This window comes from Haloferax sulfurifontis, from assembly GCF_014635105.1.
Lineage (GTDB): Archaea > Halobacteriota > Halobacteria > Halobacteriales > Haloferacaceae > Haloferax > Haloferax denitrificans.
In genome coordinates, this window is the sequence record NZ_BMCI01000001.1 from 627,272 (window position 1) to 646,673 (window position 19,402).

Below are 19,402 nucleotides of genomic sequence, written 5' to 3' on the forward strand. Positions count from 1 at the left end.
GCGAGCCACACTCGCAACCAACTCGGGACGAGCGCCTGAGGGCGCTTCGGACGGGTCGGAGACGTGTCTGGCACCAACTATCCGGCCCCGAGCTCGACTTCCGTTCTGCCGCCGCAGTCTCGAACCCCTACCGTATCGGCCGCGAGTGACACGCTTTTAGTGGTTCGTCACACAGCGGGAGGTATGTTCCCGGGTGCCGACGAGTACGGAGTCGACCTGACTATCGACGACGCCGACGTGGAGCGACTGCTCGCCGTCACCCCCGGCGACGCCGACGCGCCGGCGTCGCTTTCGTTCTCACGGAACGTCTTCGTCCCGCTGACGACCGCCTGCCGGTACACCTGCACCTACTGCACCTACTACGACGTGCCCGGCGAGGCGACGCTCATGTCCCTCGACGAGGTCCGCGAGACGGTCCGCACGGGCGCGGACGCCGGCTGTACGGAGGCGCTTTTCACCTTCGGCGACGCCCCCGACGAGCGCTACACGGCGATTCATCGCCAACTCGACGAGTGGGGCTACGACGACATCCTCGACTATCTCGCGGCGGCGTGCGAGGTCGCGCTCGACGAGGGCCTCCTACCGCATTCGAACCCCGGCGACCTGACCCGCGAGGAGTTCGCCGACCTCGTGCCCCTGAACGCCAGCATGGGCGTGATGCTGGAGACGACCGCCGACGTGCCCGCCCACTCGGGGAACCGCCGGAAGACGCCGGGCCAGCGGCTCAACACCATCCGCGCCGCGGGCGAGGTTGGCGTCCCCTTCACGACGGGCATCCTCGTCGGCATCGGCGAGACGTGGCGCGACCGCGCCGAGAGCCTGCTCGCCATCCGCGCGCTCCACGAGCGCTACGGCCACATACAGGAGGTCATCGTCCAGAACGTCGTCCCCAACGAGCGGTCGGACTACGAGCGCCCGTCGCTCGACACGATGCGCCGGGTCGTGGCGATGGCGCGGGTCGCGCTCCCCGAGGAGGTGTCGGTACAGGTGCCGCCGAACCTCTCGGCGGCGGCCGACCTCGTGGCCTGCGGCGTCGACGACCTCGGCGGCGTCTCGCCGGTCACGGACGACTACGTCAACCCCGACTACGAGTGGCCCGCGCTCCGAGAACTCGCCGACATCGCCGACGAGGCGGGCGTCCCGCTCCGCGAGCGACTGCCGGTCTACGAGCGGTTCCTGCCGAGCGGGGCTGGCGGTCCGAGGGGAGAGACCGGCGACCGACTCGCGACAGCGCCGGACCGCGAGTGGCTCCGCGACCCGATTACCGACCGGCTGGAAGCCGACGACGTTCACGGCCGGCGGTTCCGAAACGTCGCCCGCGGCGACGGCCCGCTGTCGATTCCGCGGTGAGAGCGACGCCGCGTCGGTCGACCGTTGACGTCGTTTTCTACCGACGACGAACGAGAACTGAGTAGAGCGCGACGACCGCGGCGGTCACGGCGGGCGCGCGCCCCGAGAGCTGTGGCACGCGCTTTCTGACGAGCGTGTAGGCGACGCCGACGGCGAGGCTGGCGAGGAGAATCCCCCGCGGGCCGTCGCCGAGCGTCAGGAACCCCGGCACCGACAGCGCCGCGGCGAGCGCGAGGTCGCCGGGCGAGCCGTCGTAGGCGGCGAGGCGTCGGGGTTCGACCCAGCCGCCGAGACTGCGGACGTAGACGCCGCGGTCGGTTCGGGCCTCCCACGGGCGGGCCTCGCTACTGCCGCCGAGGTAGTCGGCCGCGCAGTGGAGCGCCGCCGCGACGAACCCGGTCGCCGCGGCCGCGGCCAGCGGGTCCCCCGTGACGACCGCGACTGCGACCGCTCCGACCGAACCGACGACGAACGCCTCGACCTGATGGAGCGTCTTGCGGTGGACGCCGACGACCATGTCGAGGTCGGGGAAGACGCCGCCGACGAGCGCCGCCGCGACGACGAGCGGCGCGGCCGCGGGGGCGACGACCGCGACGGCGGCGGCGAGCGCGAGGCTCATCGCCACGTGCGTCGGGGCCATCACGGGTCGACCACCGCCAGCGTCGGCCGGTTCCGTCGAGTCGTCATCGCTTCGCCTACTCGGCGACCGAGACGTATGAGTTTCGTGGTCGAGTCGAACGCCCGCGGGCGCGGTCGTCCTCGCAGACGCCGCGCCTCAGATGCCGAACCACTCGGGCATCCGCTTTCTGAAGCCGGTGTAGAACAGCGCGACGGCGACGCCGACCGCGACGGCGACGCGGACGCCGCCGGAGAAGACGAGAAACCCGGGGACGGCGAACAGGAGCGTCAGCGCGAGGTCCTCGGGCGCGCCGTCGTAGCGGACGAGATAGCGGGGGCGGAGCCACCGCCCCGTCGGGTGGACGTACACCGCGCGGTCGGAGGTCCGGTCCCACGGCCGGAGCTCGCCGCCCGCGCCGAGCCAGTCGGACGCGGAGTGGAGCCCCGCCGAGAGGAAGAAGAAGGCGGTCGCGACGGTGAGCGCCGAGGGGGATGCGACGGCGACGGCCCCGAACACCGCGGCGGCGACGCTGTAGTAGACGGGGAAGTGGAGCGTCTTGCGGTGGACGCCGACGAAGAGGTCCACGTCGGGGAAGACGCCGCCGGCGAGCGCGCCGACGGCCGCGGCGGTGGCGAGGTCGGGCGCGACCCAGACCAGCGACGCGGCGATTGTCAGCCCCGCGGCCGCGTGGGTGGTCACCATCATCTCAATCGTCGGCGGTCGCCGGGTCTCGACGGCCGTCGAGGAGCGGCGTTCCGTCGGCGCGCGGGCCGAGCGTCGGGCCGTGCGGGCCGTCGTCGGGGTCGAGAGGCCGGCGGGTCCGGTAGTCGGTCGAACGCTCGACCGGCCGGCGGCCGATGGCGGTTATCATGTCGACGTAGTCGTCGAACGAGCGGAACTCGCCGAAGCCGCCGCCGGCGCGCTTCGTTATCTCCTCGGAGAGAATCGTACCCATCAGGTCGTCCGCGCCGCAGTTGAGGAGCTTCAGCGCCTTCGCGTTCCCGAACTTCACCCACGACGACTGGATGTGGTCGACGTTGTCGAGGTAGAGCCGCGCGACGGCGACCATCAGTTCGTCCTCGTCGTCGGACGCGCCGCCGGTCACGAGGCCGCGGTCGTACAGCGGCGTGTTCTGGTGGATGAACGACAGCGGGACGAACTCGGTGATGCCGCCGTAGCGGTCCTGTAGGTCGCGAATCACGTCGAGGTGGAGCACGCGGTGTTTCTCGGTCTCGACGTGGCCGTACATGATGGTCGCCGTCACGTCGAGGCCGGCTTGCATCGCGCCCTCCATTCCGGCGACCCACTCGTCGGTGCCGATTTTGCCGGGGCAGATGACCTCGCGCACCTCGGGGACGAGAATCTCCGCGGCGGTGCCGGGCGCGCTGGCGAGGCCGGCGTCGGCGAGGCGACGGTAGACCTCCTCGTAGCTCCAGTCGGTGCCGCGTTTGGCGTGGTGGGCCTCCTCGGGCGTCATCGAGTGGACGTGCGCGCCGTCGACCGACATGGCGGAAAGCTGTTCGGCGTAGCTCGCGGGGTCGGTGTCGTACGCCTCGGGCGGCTTGTAGTTCACCTCTGCGGCGGGGTTGTCGTAGGCTTCGAGAATCTCGCGGTGTTCCCCGTCGAGCACGAGCGCGGGGTGGAGGCCGGAGACGGACGTGACCTCGTAGACGCCCATCTCGACCGCGTCGGCGACGATGTCGCGGGACTCGGCGGGCGTCTTCGTGAACCCGCCGTGGTCGGCGTCGGAGTCGGCTTCGAACAGGTGGGCGGTGTTCTTGAAGTTACAGAACAGACAGCCGGTGTTGCAGGCCGTCGTCACGTTGTTGTTGAGGTTGGCGACGAACGTCACGTCGTTTCCGACCATCTCGGCGCGCCGGCGGTCGGCGGCTTCGAGCACGAGTTCCTTGCGTTCGGCGTCGATTCCCTCGCGGTCGGTCCCCGTCGTGATGAGTTCGACGCCGTCGTCGACCGTGAGGCGCTCGCCCGCTCGCGCCTTCGCCAAGGCGTTCTCGAACGACTGGTCTGTCTCCGGGACGTGGTCGAACCCGAAGTCGTGGGCGGCACCGGTCATGCTCGTTTGAAACGCGCCACGGTCGTAAAAACGGGGCGGTACCGGAACTCCGACCGCGGGACGCCGCGGCGGAGAAAGCGTTAGGCCGTCCGGCCGTGTTGTGTCGGGCATGGAACACACCCCGTCTTCGGAAACCGAGTCCGCTCTCCGCGACGACCGCGAAAGCCTGCTGTTTTCGGCGCTCGTCGGCGCGGTCGCCAGCGTCGTCCTCTCGCCGCTTCCGGGGTCGACCGTTCTGGGCGGCGCGGTCGCCGGCTATCTCACCGGGAGCGACCGCGAACTCGGCGTGAAGTCCGGAGCCGTCTCGGGGCTGTTCGTGAGCCTCGTCGGCGTCGTCCTCGGCGTCGTCGTCCTCGGTTTCTTCAGCGTCTTCGCTATCGGCGTCGGCCCGCGCGGGTTCGGCCTCGGCGTCCTCGGCATCGCCGTCGTCGCGCTGTTCTTCCTCGCCGTGCTCCTCGTCTACACCGTCGGCCTCGGCGCGCTCGGCGGCTATCTCGGCGCGTACCTCCACGAGGAGTTCGCCTGAGCGGGCCCCCACCGACTCGCCGCCCCGCTTACCGACTCGCCGACCCGGCGCTCAGGGCTCGGACTCGACGCCGGTGAACTCGAAGCGAGCGCCGCCCGCGTCGCTCTCCCCGACCGAGACCGTCCAGCCGTGGGCGTCGGCGACGTTCGAGACGATTGTCAGCCCGAAGCCGATGCCGGCGGTGCCGGTCGAAAAGCCGGTGTCGAAGATGCGCGACCGGAGCTCGGGCGGGACGCCCGCGCCGTCGTCTTCGACGTAGAACCCGCCGTCGAGCGCGCCGACGGTGACGGTGAGGGGGCCGCCCGTGTCGTCGCCGCCGTCGGTCGGTTCGGACGCTTCCGGCGAGCCGTGCTCGACGGCGTTGTCGGACCCGGTCTGGTTGCCTGTAGAACCGTGTTCGGCGGAGTTCCGCATCAGGTTCTCGAACAGTTGATGGAGCCGGCCCGCGTCGGCGACGATAGTCCGGTCGGACGCGACGACGAGCGTCGCGCCCTCGGTCTCGACGTTCTCCCAGCACCGCTCTGCGGTCTCGGCGAGGGACACGGTCGTCGTGGCGAACGCGTCGGTGCCCTGCCGCGCGAGGACGAGCAGTTCCTCCGTCAGCGCGTTCATCCGGTCGTGCGCCCGCGCCACCGCCTCAAGATGGTCGTTATCGACGTTCTCGCGGGCGAGGTCGAGGTGGCCCGTGGCGACCGAAAGCGGGTTGCGCAGGTCGTGGGAGACGACGCTCGTGAACTCGTCGAGCCGGCGGTTCTGGGCTTCCATCTCGCGTTCGATGTCCCGGCGCGCCGTGATGTCCGTGTACACCGCGTATATCGTGTTCTCGCCGACCGGGACCGACCGGAGGAGGAAGTCCCGCTCGCCGTTGGCGGTCCGTCTGCGCACCTCCGTCTGGACGAAGTCGCCGGCGCGGACCATCTCGGTGAGCTTCGCGGCCTCGTCGAGACGGTCGTCCGGCGCGACCACGTCGTCGATGGCGCGGCCGACGACCTCGGATTCGTCGTAGCCGAACGTGGCCTCGAACGCCGGGTTCACCGCGCGGATGACGGACTCGCCGTCGACGAACTCCGAGTCGATGATGCAGTCGGCGCTGTTCTCGAACAGGGCGGCGTACTGGTCGCGTTCGACCCGAAGCCGGCGCTCGAAGCTGAGCCGCTGGAGGGCCGCGTTCGTGTGGGCGACGAGGAGCTCCGCGAGTTCGAGGTCGATTTCGTCGAACGCGCCGGTCTGCTCTGAGACTGCCTGAAAGACGCCGAACGAACCGATGGCGACGCTGAGGCCGGAGCGGTAGTCGCCGAACTCGGGGCGGCCGAACGCGTGGAGTTCCATGTCGACCGCGCGGTGGGACTCGCCGGTGCGGAACGTCTCGCCCATCGCGCCGGCGTCTTTCGGAACCGGCCGGAGGGCGCGGGCCGTCGGCGTCGACGACTGCGCCTTCGGGACGAACCGCTCGGCCTCGGCCTCGAAGGCGAAACAGATGTCGAGGTTCAGGATGCGCTCTGCGGCCTCGACGGTCTCCGCGTAGATGTCGTCGGCGTCGCCGGCCGACGCGAGCCGCATGGCGACGCCGTGGAGCGACGTAATCTTCCGCTCGGTGCGCTGAATGCGGCGTTCGAGCCGGGTGACGATGTCGCGTTCGGTGCGCTGGGCCTGCGAGCTACGGTAGCGGGCGACCGCCGCCCGGATGCGGTCGGCGAGGCGGTCGTACGAGATAGATTCGATGTCGTCGGAGAAGCGATAGACGGCGGGGTCGGCCGCGAGCAGGTCGTCGTCGCCCTCGTCGCTATCGTCGCCCTCGTCGCTATCGTCGCCCTCGTCGCTATCGTCACCCTCGTCGCCCCCGTCCGCCCCGCCGGGGCCGAGGAGGACGACCGGGACCTCGGGGTGGCGGTCGCGGACCAGCGCGACCACGTCGGCGGCGGTGTGTTGGCCGAACTGTCCGGGAATCAAGAGGCAGTCGACCGTCCGGTCGGCGACGTGCCCGAGGGCCGTCCCGAGGTCGAATTCGACGGTGACGGACACGTCGTGGCGGTCGAGCGCGGCCGCGACGGCGTCCGCCCGGGTGCGGTCGGGGGCGACGAAGAGAACGGACGGTGCCGTCCCCGCCGACGTCCCCGGCGAGGGTGACCGAGTCATGCACAGACATGACTGGGAACCGGTATCAATTGATTGGTGAGTGCGACCGGCAGTTCGTGACAGTAAATAAATGATTACTTCCGCGAGCGACGTGAGATAGGGGTCTGATGTCCGCGGACACCGACGCGGACGTGACGACCGCAAGCCGAGCCGTCCGACCCCTGACGGGGCGGTCGCGCGGTCGAACGGTCGTGCGGTCGCGCAGTCACGCGGTCGCGCTCAGACTCGTTTTTCGACTTCGGGGAGGAACGCCGCGAGGTCGCCGCGAACGACGCGGTCGGCGCGGTCGTCGTACTGCGTCGCGTCGAAGTTGACGACGACGAGCGAGCCGCCCTCGGCGGCCCGGCCGGCGAGACCCGCCGCGGGGTGGACCGTCAGCGACGACCCGAGCGACAGGAACACGTCGGCGTCGCCGGCGAGGCGGTTCGCCTCGCTGTAGGCGACCCGCGGGAGGCGTTCGCCGAACAGGACGACGCCGGGTTTGAGCAGGCCGCCGCAGTCCTCGCACCGCGGCGGCGCGTCGCCCGCGCGGACCGTCTCGAACGCGGGGTCTGCGTCGGTTCGCGCGCCGCAGTCCTCGCAGACGACCTCCGCGGCGTTGCCGTGGAGTTCGACGACGCGCTCCGAGCCGGCCTCGCGGTGGAGGCCGTCGGTGTTCTGCGTCACGACCGCGTCGAGGACGCCCCGCGATTCGAGGGCCGAAAGCGCCTCGTGGCCGAGGTTCGGCTCGACGCCGTCGGGGAACATGCGCTCTTGGAGGCGGACGCGGTCGCGCCAGAAGCCGCCGGGGTCGTTGACGAAGCGGTCGCGGTGGAACGACGCCGGGTCGAACTCGGTCTCCCAGATGCCGTCGTCGCCGCGGAAGTCGGGGATGCCCGAGGCGGTGCTCATCCCCGCGCCGGTGAAGGCGACGGCGGTGTCGGCCTCGCGGAGTCGCCGGGCGACCCACGCGGCGTCTGATTCGAGGGCAGCGTCCATAGCCAAACGGACGGGACAGCCGCGAAAAAGCGATACGATTCGCTCGGTGGGCGCATTCGTGCATAGATTCGTCTCGACACGGTGTGAGATACGCACGGAAGTGGAAGCTTCTTAGTGGGATGAGTCCAGAGGACGACCATGACCAGCGTGAAGGACTTCCGCGTCGAGGAGGAGCCGACGGCGACCGACCTCGGGCGGGGCCGCTTCGTCTTCTCGGACCGCTACTCCGTGTTCGACTGGGGCGAGATGCCCGACCACGTCCCGAACAAGGGCGCGAGCCTCTGTCTCATGGGGGCGTACAACTTCGAACTGCTCGACGTGAACCACGTCCCGACCCACTACCTCGGCGTCGTCGAAGACGGCGAGGTCAAAGAGCTCGGCGACTGCGAGTCGCCGCCGACGGAGATGGCCATCGAACTCACGCAGGTGCCCGACCTCCCCCACGTCGACGGCGCGTACGACTACGACGCCTACCACGAGGCCGCCGGCGACAACTACCTCATCCCGCTGGAAATCGTCTTCCGCAACACCGTTCCCGTGGGGTCGAGCCTCCGGCGGCGCGGCGAGCCCGCCGACTACGGCCTCGACGCCGACGAGTGGCCCGACGAGGCCGTCTCCCTCCCCGAGCCGGTCGTGGAGTTCTCCACGAAGTACGAAGAACAGGACCGCTATCTCTCCCGGGAGGAAGCCGACGACATCGCCGGAAAAGTCGACCTCGACCGCCTCGAAGAGCTGGCGCTCGCCGTGAACCACGTGCTGACAGAGCGCGCCGAGAAGGCCAGCTTCGACCACGAGGACGGCAAAATCGAGTGTCTCTACCACGACGGCACCGTCAAGGTCGGCGACGTGGTCGGCACGTTCGACGAAAACCGGTTTTCCTACGGCGGCCAGCAGGTCTCGAAGGAGGTCGTCCGGCAGTACTACAAGCGCGTCCAGCCCGAGTGGGTCGAGGCCGTGAAAGACGCGAAGACCGAGGCCATCGAGTCGGGCGAGCCGAACTGGCGCGAGAACTGCGCGGTCGAACCCGAGCACCTGCCCGCCGACATCGTCGAGGCGCTTTCGGACCTCTACTGCGCCGGCACCAACGCCTACGTCGACCACGACTGGTTCGACGCGCCGGCCATCGAGGACGCCGTGGCTCGCGTCCGCGACCTGTAGTCGGTCGGAACGAGCGAGTCCACTTTTTCCAGTTCTCACGACGCGTCGTCACCGACGAGGAACCGCCAGTCGCGGCGCAGGAGTTGGACGACGCCGAGCGCGACGCGATAGCGGAGAGAGACGGGCACGGCTCCGAATCGCGTCGCCGGTAAAATAGGTCTGGTGTCCGGTGGGGGTCGCCCCGTTCGTCGTCGCCTCAGTCCTCGGACAGTTCGGGCGCGAGCGCCTCGCGCTCGCCGAGGGCGTCGATGATACCGTCGACCGGGCGGTCGGGGTTCGACGCTTGTGCCTCGCGGGTGAGACCGAGCTGGTAGCGCTCGGGGTCGGCGCTCTCGCGGAGGCTGGTGCGGCCGCGGTGGACCGACACGTCGTTGTTGAGGTGGAGCTTCACGGCTTCGAGGAGCGCGTCGGCCTCGAGCGGCTGGCCGCGCTCTTTGATTTCGTCGATCGAGGCGTCGTCCGGCACGTCGAAGGCGCGCTGGGTGATGATTGGGCCCTGGTCGAGGTCGGTCGTCACGTAGTGGGCGGTGACGCCGGCGATGCGGACGCCCTCCTCTTTCGCCTGCCGGTAGGCGGCCGCGCCGGGGAACGCCGGGAGCAACGACGGGTGGATGTTGATGATGCGGTCCTCGTAGCGGAAGACGACGTTCGGGCCGAGGATGCGCATGTAGCGCGCGAGGACGATGAGGTCCACGTCGTACTGTTCGAGGAGGTCGAGCAGGCGCTCTTCGTTGGCGGTTCCCTTCTGGTCGCCGATGTCGTGGAAGGGGACGTCGTAGTGGCTCGCCAGCGGTTCGAGCGTGTCGTGGTTGCCGATGACGACCGAGATGTCCGCGCCGAGGTCGTCGTTGGCCCACGCCTCGAACAGCGCTTCGAGGCAGTGGGACTCCTTCGTGACGAGGACGGCGATTTCGCGGGTCTCGCGGTCCGAGGGGAACCGGACCTGCACGTCGACGCCGAGGTCGTCGCCGAGGTCGGACAGCGCCGCCCGAAGCTCGTCGCGCGAGCAGGTCATCTCCGCGGTGTCGGCGTGGAGGGTCATCCGGAAGATTCCCTCGCGGACCGCCTGGTCTAAGTCCTCGACGTTGATTCCGCGCTCGAACAGCAGGGTGGTCACGTTCGCGATGAGTCCGGTCTTGTCTCCTCCGATGACCGTGATTTCGGTGAGTTCGCGAGTCATACCGTCACCTCCAGCTGTTCGAAGCTGAACATACCCGTCCTGCGTCGGCGAACGGTAAACCGCTGTCGTTCTCCGCAAGCGAATCCCTCGGGAACGACCGTGAATCACCGTCAAAAGGAAAAGCCGACGTGACGGTGAAATCGCCTACGCCAGCGGCAGTATCGACGAGACGATGAGGACGACGACGAGACCAGTCACGGAGATAATCGTCGTCAGCGCGGTCCACGTCTTCAGCGTCTCCATCTGCGTGAGCCCGCCGATTTCCTTGACGAGCCAGAAGCCGGAGTCGTTGTACCACGAGCAGATGTTGCCGCCCGCGCCGATGACCATCACCAGATACGCGGTGTGGACCGGAAGCTGGCCGGTGAGCGGGGCCATGATGCCGGCGGCCGTGAGCATCGCCGCGGTCGCGGAGCCCTGCGCGATGCGGACGATGGCGGCGATGAGCCACGCGGTCACGAGAAGCGGGATGCCGAAGCCTTCGAGGCCGTTGGCGAGGTAGGAGCCGATTCCCGAGGCCGCGAGGAGCGCGCCAAACGCGCCGCCCATCGCGGTGATGGCCGCGATGTTGCCGCCGCTTTTGAGCGCCTCGGTGAGTTCGTCCTCCCAGTCGGACCGCGAGAGGTCGGACCAGCGGTAGTACGTGTAGGCCGCGGCGAGCGCGGCGACGGTCAGCGCGACGTTCTTGTCGCCGATGAACGCGACGAACGGTCGGTTATCCACGACGAACGAGACGAGGGGCTGGAACGGTTCAGCCACCGTCACGCCTTCGAGGGCGTTGACGACGGTGAGCGACCCGACGAGCGCGACGGCGATGACGATGGGCGCGGTGGCTTCGAGGAAACTCGGCAGGGACGACACGTCGCGCTGGGCGCGCTCCTGCAGTTCCTCCGTGGTCGTCCCCATCGCGTCGCGGAGGGGGATGTCGACGTGGCGGTTAATCCAGCGGCCGTAGACGAGGCCGCCCATAGTGGCCGACGGGACGGCGACGGTGACGCCGATGAGCATCGTGGTGCCGATGTCCGCCCCGACTTCGCTGGCGACCGCGAGCGGGCCGGGCGTCGGCGGGACGAACACGTGGGCCGTCGCCGCGCCGGCCCCGACGACCACGAGGTACAGCGCGTAGTTGTCGCCCATTCGGGCGCGCATCGACCGCGCGAGGGGGGCCATGAGGTAGAACACGCTGTCGAAGAACACGGGGATGGCGAGCACGGTACTGCTCCCCCACAGCGCGATGTCGCTGTTACCCTTCCCGACGAGCGACTGGAAAGAGCGGACGATTCGCTGGGCGGAGCCGCTTTCGAGCATCGACTTCCCGATGATGGCGGCCATCAGGATGGGAATCCCGATGCCGGCCATCCCGTCGCCGAAGGCGGACGCCGTCCGCGTCGCCGCGTCGGCGAGCGCGAAGTCGGGGACGAACGCCGCGTTGACGAGTCCGACCGCGAACGCGGCTATCGCCAGGCCGACGAACGCGGGGAGGTCTAACACGACCAGTAGCAACACGACCAACGCGAGTCCGACGACGAACGTCAAGAGCGGACTCTGTGCGAATTCGATTGCCATGCGTGAGACTGCGTATCACTCATGGTATAAAAATGATTATCATATATCATGTATGTAATTATTATATTAAAAATTAAGCGAAATAATTTGTATAGTATGTATAACAAAGAATATGAGTTCGAGCCGGGGGACTGACGCGGAGACTCGCCCGTCAGAGGCTCCGACGACGGCGATGTGGCGCGGTCTCCGGCGGCTTCGTCGCCGACCGGCGCACCGATACGCACATCTGTGTATATCAAACACGACCCAAAACCGTTTTTGCACATGACCGCGCATCGCCACCTGATGACCACTTACACCGCGACGGTGACGGTGCGCCTCAAGCGCGGCGTACTCGACCCGGAGGCGGAGACGACGAAGCGCGCGCTGGAACGACTCGGCTTCGAGCTCGACGCGCTACGCTTCACCGAACGCTACGAGGTGGACCTCGACGCGGCCGACGCCGACGAGGCCGAGGCCCGCGCCGACGAGATGGCAGAACGCTTGCTGGCGAACCCGACCATCCACGACTACGAGGTCGCGGTCGCCGAGGCCTGAGATGATCGCAGTCGTGCAGTTCGGCGGCTCGAACTGCGACCGCGACGCCGTGCGCGCGCTGTCGGACCTCGGCTTCGAGGCCGAGCGCGTCTGGCACGAAGACCCCCTGCCCGAGGAGACGACGGGCATCGTCCTCCCCGGCGGCTTCTCGTACGGCGACTACCTGCGCGGCGGCGCGATGGCCGCCCGCTCGCCCATCATGAAATCGGTCCGCGAGGCGGCCGAAGATGGCGTTCCCGTCCTCGGCGTCTGCAACGGCGCACAGATCGGCTGTGAGTCCGGGCTCACCCCCGGCGCGTTCACGACGAACGCGAGCGCCCGCTTCCAGTGCGAACACGTCTACCTCCGCGTCGAGAACGCCGACACGCGCTGGACCGCGGCGTACGAGGAAGGCGAGGTCATCGAACTCCCCATCGCCCACGGCGAGGGTCGCTTCGAACTCGACGCCGAACGCTACGAGGAACTCGAAGCCGACGACCGGATTCTGTTCCGCTACTGCGACGAGGACGGCAACGTCACCGACGAGGCGAACCCCAACGGCTCGCTCGGGAACGTCGCGGGCGTCCTCGGCGACAGCGAGTCCGTCGCGGTGCTGATGCCGCACCCCGAGCGGGCGTCGCTCCCGCAACTCGGCAACACCGACGGTCGGGGCGTGCTGGCGGGCTTCGAGGGGTAGGGGTATAAAAAAGACCGTCCGCCGCGGTGGCGGGCGGTACGGGGCCGGTTGGCGAACGTAGCGGCGTACACGATGAGCGATGTTGGAGTGTCGAGGTTTCGGCCCGCGTACCGCGTGCTATGGGGCGAGACCGCAGGGAGCGTCCGTGGCGATCCACGCCTCGGCGTTCTCCTCTTCGCGTATCTCGAACCACCCATCCGCGTAGTAGACGGTCTTGTACGTGTGTTTCGTCATGATGGCGGGCGGTTCGGATGGACACGTCCGAACCACCGAATATGACAACGACTCACACCCTCTTTGATACGAATATCCTATCCAACGGTTAGGAGCCTGTTACTTTCGGATAGCACCCCCTAACGCGGTCGAATACGGGAAAACAACGCGAGATAGTGGACGAACGGTCGGAGATGCGGACGGGCGACGCCGCGGTTCCGGTTCTCGGTTCAGCGCGAGTGTGCGCCCGCGCGAAGGCGACATCGGCGGTGACGCTCAGTCGCGCGCCTCGGCGCGCTTACTTCACGAGCGGCATGTTGTAGCTCGTCTCGTTGTCGAGGACGAACTCCCACGTCGCCTCGCAGTCGCAGGACACCTGCTCGAAGACGCTCGGGTCCTGTCGGAGGTTGAAGTCTTTGACCGCCTTGAACACCAGTTCGTCGCAGTCGCCGCAGTTGTGCGCGCCGCGCTCTTGGCCGCCGCCGACGGGGTCGGAGACGACGATGGCGTCCACGTCGGCGGTCTCGCGGAGCGCCTCGGCGACCGACCAGAGCCACGGCGGGCGGTAGCCGCCGTTGAAAAACAGCTCGTCGACCATCGTGTAGCGCTGGACGTTCGTCGGGTTCATCGAGACGGTGTGGCAGTTGTCGACCGCCGCACACCGGCGGATGGAGGACTTCATGTCGTCGAGCGCCTCGGGCTCCGAGAGGAACGGCGGCTTCATCAGGAGGTACGCCTTCACGCCGCCGCCGGCCGCGGCGGCCTCCTCGCAGGCGTCCTCGAAGTCGGCGAAGTCGAAGTACTTGTTCACGCAGTCGTGGCGGACGCGGTCGGTGGCGGTTTCGAGGCCGACTGCCACGTCGGTTTCGAGGCCGCGGTCGGTGAAGTCGGCGAGCTTCTCTCGCGTGACGAAATCCGGAAGCGACTCGACGACCATGCGGTCGCGGTCGGCGAACGTCTCGGCGATGGCGTCGCGGGTCTCGGCGGGCACCTCGCGCTCGTCGAGGAACGAGCCGGAGGTGTAAATCTTGATGAGACCGGCTTTCTCGCCGTCGTCCATCTCCTCTGTCTCGTGGTCGAGACAGACCTGAATCTGGTCCATCAGCGCCTCGTGGGCGACGGTTCCGCCCTCGACGGACTCGGCGACGTAGCCGCACATCGTACAGCCGCCGGCGCGCGCCCACCGACAGCCGCCGGTGTTGAGGATAATCGTCAGCGAGTCGTAGACGCCGTCGGGCGTGTTGTCCTCGTCTATCCACACCCGGGTCGGCTCGTGGGGGTCGTAGGTCTTCTGCTTCCGCGAACGGATGTCGCGCATCACCTTGTTGTGCGCGTCCATCCCGCGTCCCCGCTCGTAGACCTCGGGGCTCGGCTTACTCATTGGATACCCGTATCGGACGGGTGCGTAAAGCGGCTTCGTCTGGGTTCGGCTGGCGGCGGTCGCCGGCCTGTCCCGCCGCTCACATGTTCCGCGAGATGTAGCGGTCGATGTCGGCGACGAGCGACGGGCGGAACGTCCAGTAGCCCTCCCAGCGCTTCGGTTCGGTCTCCAAGGCGAGGAGGGCGACGGGCTGGCCCGGCGTCGCGCCGTCGATACCCCGCCCGTCGCCCGGGGCCGCCTCGTCGGTCCCACCGTCCGACTCGATCGATTCGCCCGGACCGCCCTCCGGCGGCGTGTAGACGACGAACCACGAGTCGTAGAACTCGTCCGTGTAGCCGCCGTGGGTCAGGAGGTCGGAGTTCGACGGCGGCGTCCAGTCCGGAATCCCGTAGACGTGGGTCTGCACGTCGGTCGACGCGACCTTCTGGTAAACCGCCCGCGTCCCGCGCTCGTCTTTGATTCGGGAGAGCCGCTGGAACGACGACCGGAGCCTGCCGTCGCCGGCGCGCCACGCGTGGCGCTCGATGTACCGCGAAATCGCCACGAGGAGCAGTTTCTCCTTGTCGGACTCGGGATAGCCGCGGAGGGAGAACGGCACGTCGTCGAGCCGCGTGAGCACCGACGGAAGCTCGAACTCGTCGAGTTTCGTCTGCCCCGTCTTGTAGAGGTCGGAGTTCACGAGGAGGACGGTGTTCATCACGTCCTCCAGCGACGAGGTCGCCACGACCTCGCGCCCCTCGGCCGTCCCCTCGGAGAGCACGACCACGTCGTCGCCGCGGGCGTCGTCCGACAGCTCGTCGACGTCGACCGGCTGGTCGGCGAACGTGGTTTCGAGCATCCGCTGGACGGGGTCGGGTGCCGAGCGATTGACCACCGAGAGCGACCGACTCGTGGTGCCAATCGCGTCGAGGAAACTATCGAGTCCCATCTATTCGTGAACACGACTGACGGCCGACGAAATAGCTGTTTTGGAGGTCGGAGCCGCGACGGCGGAACGTCGCGGTCGCGGGGGCGGGGGCGGGGGCGGCCGCCGCGACAGACGTTCATATGCGTCGCGCCCGTAGGACACGCATGGAGCGCCGCACGCTCCTCTCGCTTCTCGCGGGCGGCGTCGCCGGACTCGCCGGGTGCGGGACGCCGGACGGGGAGACGGAGACGCCGACGCCCGAGGAGGGGACCGACGCGCCGACAGCGACGCCGACGACCGAAGCGCGCGTAGAGCGGTCGCTGGCGCTCTGGAACCCGACGCCGGACCCGGTGTTCGCAACCGTCGTCGGCGTCCGCGACGGCCGCGACGCGTTCTTGGAGAACCGCGACCTCGTGCCCGGCGAGCGCGCCGCGCTGTCGGTTTCGGTGCCGACCGGGGAGACGGCGGTGCTCGTCGAGACGGACAGCGGCCTGCGGGCCCGGTCGAGATGGGTTGTCGACGCGGCGTTCGAGGGGCTGGAGGTCGTCCTCGGTCGAGACGGCGCGGCGTTCTGGCGGACCGTCTCGTGCGACGCGCGAGGGGAGTGTTCGCTCGCGGCGGCGACCCCGGACGACGGGCCGCGAATCGACCTCCCGCTCGTCGGCGACGGCTCCGCCCGGTGGTACGCGCCCGCGGGCGTCGTCGTGGAGAACTCCGGCCCCGAGACGACCGCGCGGCTCCGCATCGACCTCGGCGATACGGGGCTCGTCGACCGGGCGTACCGCGTCCCCACGGGAGCGCGGCTGTCGGTGCCAGTGACGTACCGAAGCGGGAGCTACCGCGTCGAAGTCGAGACCGACGACCGACGCGTCGAGACGACGTGGTCGGTCCCGGACCAGCCGACGACGTACGTCGACGTATCGAGCGGGGCGACCGGCTGTGGCCCGGCGAACACGACGCTCACGGTCGCCAACCGCGACGACGAACCGCACCGGCTCTCGCTCCGGGTCGACGCCGCGGGCGGCGGCGAGTCGTTCGACCGCGTGCTCGCGCTCGACCCCGGCGAGGTCCGCGAACTCGTCCCCGTGACGACCTCCGGGGGCCACGCCGTTTCGGCGAGCCTCGAAACCGGCACGGCAACCTCGGGAACGTGGTGGTCCTGTCCGCCGCGGGGCCCCGCGAGCGTCGTCGTCGACGCCACCGGAACCGTCTCGCTTCGGGCGGCCGGTCCGCAACCGGGATGAGTCGCACGGATTGCCGCAATCCCGAGACAGTCCGGCGTCGGTTCGCGTCGGCGTAACCGCGAGCGGTTACACCGAGGTGGGAATCACTAACCCGACAGCGACCGTATATAACTAACGAGGATTACAATGACTGAACTCGGTGGTTATCACGACAAGGTCGCTCGGGTGGACCTGTCGTCAGGCGACATCGCGTACGAGGGAATCGACGACGAGGACGCAAAAAAGTACATCGGGGCCCGCGGCCTCGGCGTGAAGTACGTCTTCGACCAGGGACCGGACGTGGACCCGCTGGGACCGGACAACCTCCTCGCGTTCATGACCGGCCCGCTCACCGGCACACAGACCGTGATGAGCGGTCGAATCGCGGTCGTGACGAAATCCCCGCTCACGGGGACCGTCACTGACTCGCACCACGGCGGCTGGAGCGGCGCGCGACTCAAGTGGTCCGGCTTCGACGGCCTGTTGTTCACGGGGAAGGCCGAACGGCCGAGCTACGCCGTCGTCGAGGACGGCGAACTGACGCTCCACGACGCCGAACACCTCTGGGGCAAGGGCGTCCACGAGACCATCGAGGAGCTCGAAGGCGAGGTCGACGGAAGCCTCGGCAAGAACCTCTCGATAATGGCCATCGGCCCCGGCGGCGAAAACGAGGTCAGATACGGCTGTATCATCAACGAGGACGACCGCGCGTCCGGCCGCGGCGGCACGGGGGCGGTCATGGGGTCGAAGAACCTCAAGGCAGTCGTCGTGAAGTCCGGCACGCGGATGCCGAAGCCCGCCGACGCCGACACGTTCAAACAGGGCTACCAGCAGGCGATGCAACTCATCCGCGAGTCCGAGGTCACCGCGCCCAACGAAGGCGGCCTGTCGCTGTACGGGACGAACGTCCTGATGAACGCGGGCGAGGAGCTCGACGGCCTCCCGACGAAAAACGGGAAGTACACCTCGACGTCGGCGATGCGAGACGCCGAGGGTGTCGACATCGACTCCGAGCGCGTCTCCGGCGAGAACGTCCGCGAGAACATCCTCGTCGACGAGCCGACGTGTCACTCCTGCCCGGTCGCCTGTAAGAAGGAAGTCGAGGTGTCGGTGATGCACAAAGGCGAGGAGCTGAACGTCCGCGGCGAGTCCTACGAGTACGAGTCCGCCTACGCGCTGGGCCCGAACTCCGGACACACCGAGCGCGACGAAATCGCCGTCATGATCGACCGCTGTAACGACATGGGCGTCGACACCATCGAGATGGGGAACATGATGGCGATGGCCATGGAGATGTCCGAACAGGGCAAGCTCGACGACCTGAGTGAACAGCTCAACTGGGGCGACACCGAACGCATGATCGACCTCATCACCGAGGTCGCCAACCGCGACGGCGACCTCGCCGACGCCCTCGCGGAGGGCGCAAACGGCCTCGCCGAGCGCTTCGACGCCTACGACAACTCGCTGGCCGTCAAGGGCCAGACCATCGCGGCGTACGACCCGCGCTGCATGAAGGGCATGGGCATCGGCTACGCCACCTCGAACCGCGGCGCGTGTCACCTCCGCGGCTACACGCCGTCCGCCGAGATTCTCGGCATCCCGGAGAAGCACGACCCCCACGAGTGGCGCGGGAAGGGCGAACTCGTGGCGCTGTTCCAGGACATGCACGCCATCTCGGACTCGTTCGACATCTGCAAGTTCAACGCGTTCGCGGAGGGCATCGAGGAGTACGTCCTGCAGTACAACGGCATGACCGGCCGCGACGTGACCGAAGAGGAACTGCTCGAAACCGGCGACCGCATCTACACGTTAGAGCGGTACTACAACAACCTCGCCGGGTTCGACGGCGCCGACGACTCGCTTCCGGGACGCTTCGTCGAGGGCGACGAGGCGATTCCGGGGCAGGGCGCGTCCGAGGGTCAGCTGTGCGAACTCGACGAGATGAAAGAGGAGTACTACGCCCGCCGCCAGTGGGTCGACGGCGTCGTCCCCGACGAGCGCCTCGACGAACTCGGCATCGACATCGGCCCCGGCACGGGCGTCTCCCGCGGCGACTCGCCGGCACCCGCCGACGACTGAGCCGACCTCCAAGCCGGCTCCCGGTTCGGTCGCGGTCGGCTCCCGCGCGAATCCGAATCACGCTTTTTTCGACCGATTGCGAACCGCGGAGACGAGTCTATCGACGAGCGACGCCACCGCCCCGCCGAGGCCGCCGAAGACGACGCCGAACACGAGCCCGGAGAACGCGCCCCAAAGCGGGAGGCCGACCGAGTCGCCGTCGAGGTCGGTCGGATGGAACCCGGTCGAACCGACGCGGACGAACCCCTCCGCGTTCGGGGGAACGTCGCCGAGGCCGACGCGGGCGACGACCGCGGCGACGGCGACCCCGGCGGCGAAGCCGAAGGCGACGGACGACCCCGTGACGAACCCCTCGGCGGGGCGTCGTGACCACGCCGTGAGGCGCGCCGTGACGAAGCCGGCGAGGAAGACGCAGGCGGGCGGGAGCGCGCCCAGCCAGTACCACGAGTCGGCGGGACCGTCGAGTCCATCGACGAGGTTCCGGAGGACGACCGCGCGGCCGGGGCCGGTCGTCTCGACGAGGCGGACGGGCAGGCCCATCGCGCCGCCGAACGTCCAGACGGGCACGAAGGGGACCGGCACGGACTTTCCGCCGGTCATCTCGGTCGCGGCGTCGAGCGTGGAAAACGAGCCGTCGGTGGCGAGGGCGAGCCAGCCTGCGACCGCGAGCGTACCGACGACGAACGCGGCGACGCCGGCGGCGACCCCGGTCGGGAGGAGCGCGCGACCCTCGTCGCGGGGGAGCGAGTAGAGACGCGGGGGCGGGGAGGGCATGCGTGCGGTCGTGGTCGCCGCCGAC

Annotated in this window: 17 protein-coding genes; 7 read left to right on the forward strand and 10 right to left on the reverse strand. The window is 68.7% G+C overall.

Annotated elements, in window-relative coordinates:
* Window positions 1-183 precede the first annotated feature (183 nt).
* Complete coding sequence (cofG, locus tag IEV64_RS03385) at window positions 184-1,350, forward strand: 7,8-didemethyl-8-hydroxy-5-deazariboflavin synthase subunit CofG (RefSeq protein ID WP_188423143.1); 1,167 nt, start codon at window positions 184-186, stop codon at window positions 1,348-1,350.
* Window positions 1,351-1,387: 37 nt separating this feature from the next.
* On the opposite strand, the gene IEV64_RS03390 is transcribed toward cofG, so the two are convergent.
* From IEV64_RS03390 to cofH, 3 genes are all read right to left on the reverse strand, one after another.
* Window positions 1,388-1,990, reverse strand: coding sequence for a hypothetical protein (locus tag IEV64_RS03390; RefSeq protein WP_007275607.1), 603 nt, complete (start codon window positions 1,988-1,990; stop codon window positions 1,388-1,390).
* 135 nt (window positions 1,991-2,125) lie between these two features.
* On the reverse strand, window positions 2,126-2,674 hold the full coding sequence (locus IEV64_RS03395) for a metal-dependent hydrolase (RefSeq protein WP_188423144.1): 549 nt from the start codon (window positions 2,672-2,674) through the stop codon (window positions 2,126-2,128).
* A 1-nt stretch (window position 2,675) separates the two neighbouring features.
* Window positions 2,676-4,043, reverse strand: a complete 1,368-nt coding sequence (gene cofH / locus IEV64_RS03400) for a 7,8-didemethyl-8-hydroxy-5-deazariboflavin synthase subunit CofH (protein WP_188423145.1) — start codon at window positions 4,041-4,043, stop codon at window positions 2,676-2,678.
* Window positions 4,044-4,152: 109 nt separating this feature from the next.
* On the opposite strand from cofH, the gene IEV64_RS03405 reads away from it, so the two are divergent.
* Complete coding sequence (locus tag IEV64_RS03405) at window positions 4,153-4,569, forward strand: DUF5518 domain-containing protein (RefSeq protein ID WP_007275604.1); 417 nt, start codon at window positions 4,153-4,155, stop codon at window positions 4,567-4,569.
* 51 nt (window positions 4,570-4,620) lie between these two features.
* Here the strand turns inward: IEV64_RS03405 and IEV64_RS03410 are convergent, their stop codons facing one another.
* Both IEV64_RS03410 and IEV64_RS03415 read right to left on the reverse strand, forming a co-directional pair.
* A complete protein-coding gene (locus IEV64_RS03410) occupies window positions 4,621-6,705 on the reverse strand; it encodes a GAF domain-containing sensor histidine kinase (protein WP_188423146.1) in 2,085 nt (694 codons plus the stop codon).
* Between the two features lie 219 nt (window positions 6,706-6,924).
* Window positions 6,925-7,683, reverse strand: coding sequence for an SIR2 family NAD-dependent protein deacylase (locus tag IEV64_RS03415; RefSeq protein ID WP_007275602.1), 759 nt, complete (start codon window positions 7,681-7,683; stop codon window positions 6,925-6,927).
* 138 nt (window positions 7,684-7,821) lie between these two features.
* Here IEV64_RS03415 and IEV64_RS03420 point away from each other — a divergent pair, with 138 nt between their 5' ends.
* Window positions 7,822-8,841: a phosphoribosylaminoimidazolesuccinocarboxamide synthase gene (locus IEV64_RS03420; RefSeq protein ID WP_188423147.1), complete on the forward strand. Its 1,020-nt coding sequence runs from the start codon at window positions 7,822-7,824 to the stop codon at window positions 8,839-8,841.
* Between the two features lie 196 nt (window positions 8,842-9,037).
* On the opposite strand, the gene IEV64_RS03425 is transcribed toward IEV64_RS03420, so the two are convergent.
* Window positions 9,038-10,021 (reverse strand): formyltetrahydrofolate deformylase, encoded by a 984-nt coding sequence (locus IEV64_RS03425; protein ID WP_188423148.1) that lies wholly within the window; start codon window positions 10,019-10,021, stop codon window positions 9,038-9,040.
* 144 nt (window positions 10,022-10,165) lie between these two features.
* The gene (locus IEV64_RS03430; protein WP_188423149.1) at window positions 10,166-11,587 is read right to left on the reverse strand and encodes a GntP family permease; all 1,422 of its coding nucleotides are present in this window, start codon (window positions 11,585-11,587) and stop codon (window positions 10,166-10,168) included.
* 285 nt (window positions 11,588-11,872) lie between these two features.
* On the opposite strand from IEV64_RS03430, the gene purS reads away from it, so the two are divergent.
* Window positions 11,873-12,124, forward strand: a complete 252-nt coding sequence (gene purS, locus IEV64_RS03435) for a phosphoribosylformylglycinamidine synthase subunit PurS (protein ID WP_004969187.1) — start codon at window positions 11,873-11,875, stop codon at window positions 12,122-12,124.
* A 1-nt stretch (window position 12,125) separates the two neighbouring features.
* Window positions 12,126-12,800 carry a phosphoribosylformylglycinamidine synthase I gene (gene purQ / locus IEV64_RS03440; RefSeq protein WP_007275597.1) on the forward strand — a complete coding sequence of 225 codons (675 nt, stop codon included), beginning with the start codon at window positions 12,126-12,128 and terminating at the stop codon, window positions 12,798-12,800.
* A gap of 511 nt (window positions 12,801-13,311) precedes the next feature.
* Here the strand turns inward: purQ and IEV64_RS03445 are convergent.
* Window positions 13,312-14,394, reverse strand: coding sequence for an archaeosine biosynthesis radical SAM protein RaSEA (locus IEV64_RS03445; protein WP_007275596.1), 1,083 nt, complete (start codon window positions 14,392-14,394; stop codon window positions 13,312-13,314).
* Window positions 14,395-14,473: 79 nt separating this feature from the next.
* The gene (locus tag IEV64_RS03450) at window positions 14,474-15,322 is read right to left on the reverse strand and encodes a DICT sensory domain-containing protein (RefSeq protein ID WP_188423150.1); all 849 of its coding nucleotides are present in this window, start codon (window positions 15,320-15,322) and stop codon (window positions 14,474-14,476) included.
* A 143-nt stretch (window positions 15,323-15,465) separates the two neighbouring features.
* Between IEV64_RS03450 and IEV64_RS03455 the strand changes: the two genes are divergently transcribed.
* Together IEV64_RS03455 and IEV64_RS03460 are read left to right on the forward strand one after the other, a co-directional pair.
* Window positions 15,466-16,545, forward strand: coding sequence for an Ig-like domain-containing protein (locus IEV64_RS03455; RefSeq protein ID WP_188423151.1), 1,080 nt, complete (start codon window positions 15,466-15,468; stop codon window positions 16,543-16,545).
* A 126-nt stretch (window positions 16,546-16,671) separates the two neighbouring features.
* Window positions 16,672-18,603, forward strand: a complete 1,932-nt coding sequence (locus IEV64_RS03460) for an aldehyde ferredoxin oxidoreductase family protein (protein ID WP_007275593.1) — start codon at window positions 16,672-16,674, stop codon at window positions 18,601-18,603.
* A gap of 57 nt (window positions 18,604-18,660) precedes the next feature.
* Here the strand turns inward: IEV64_RS03460 and IEV64_RS03465 are convergent, their stop codons facing one another.
* Window positions 18,661-19,377, reverse strand: a complete 717-nt coding sequence (locus tag IEV64_RS03465; RefSeq protein ID WP_188423152.1) for a DUF7978 family protein — start codon at window positions 19,375-19,377, stop codon at window positions 18,661-18,663.
* Between the last annotated feature and the right edge of the window lie 25 nt (window positions 19,378-19,402).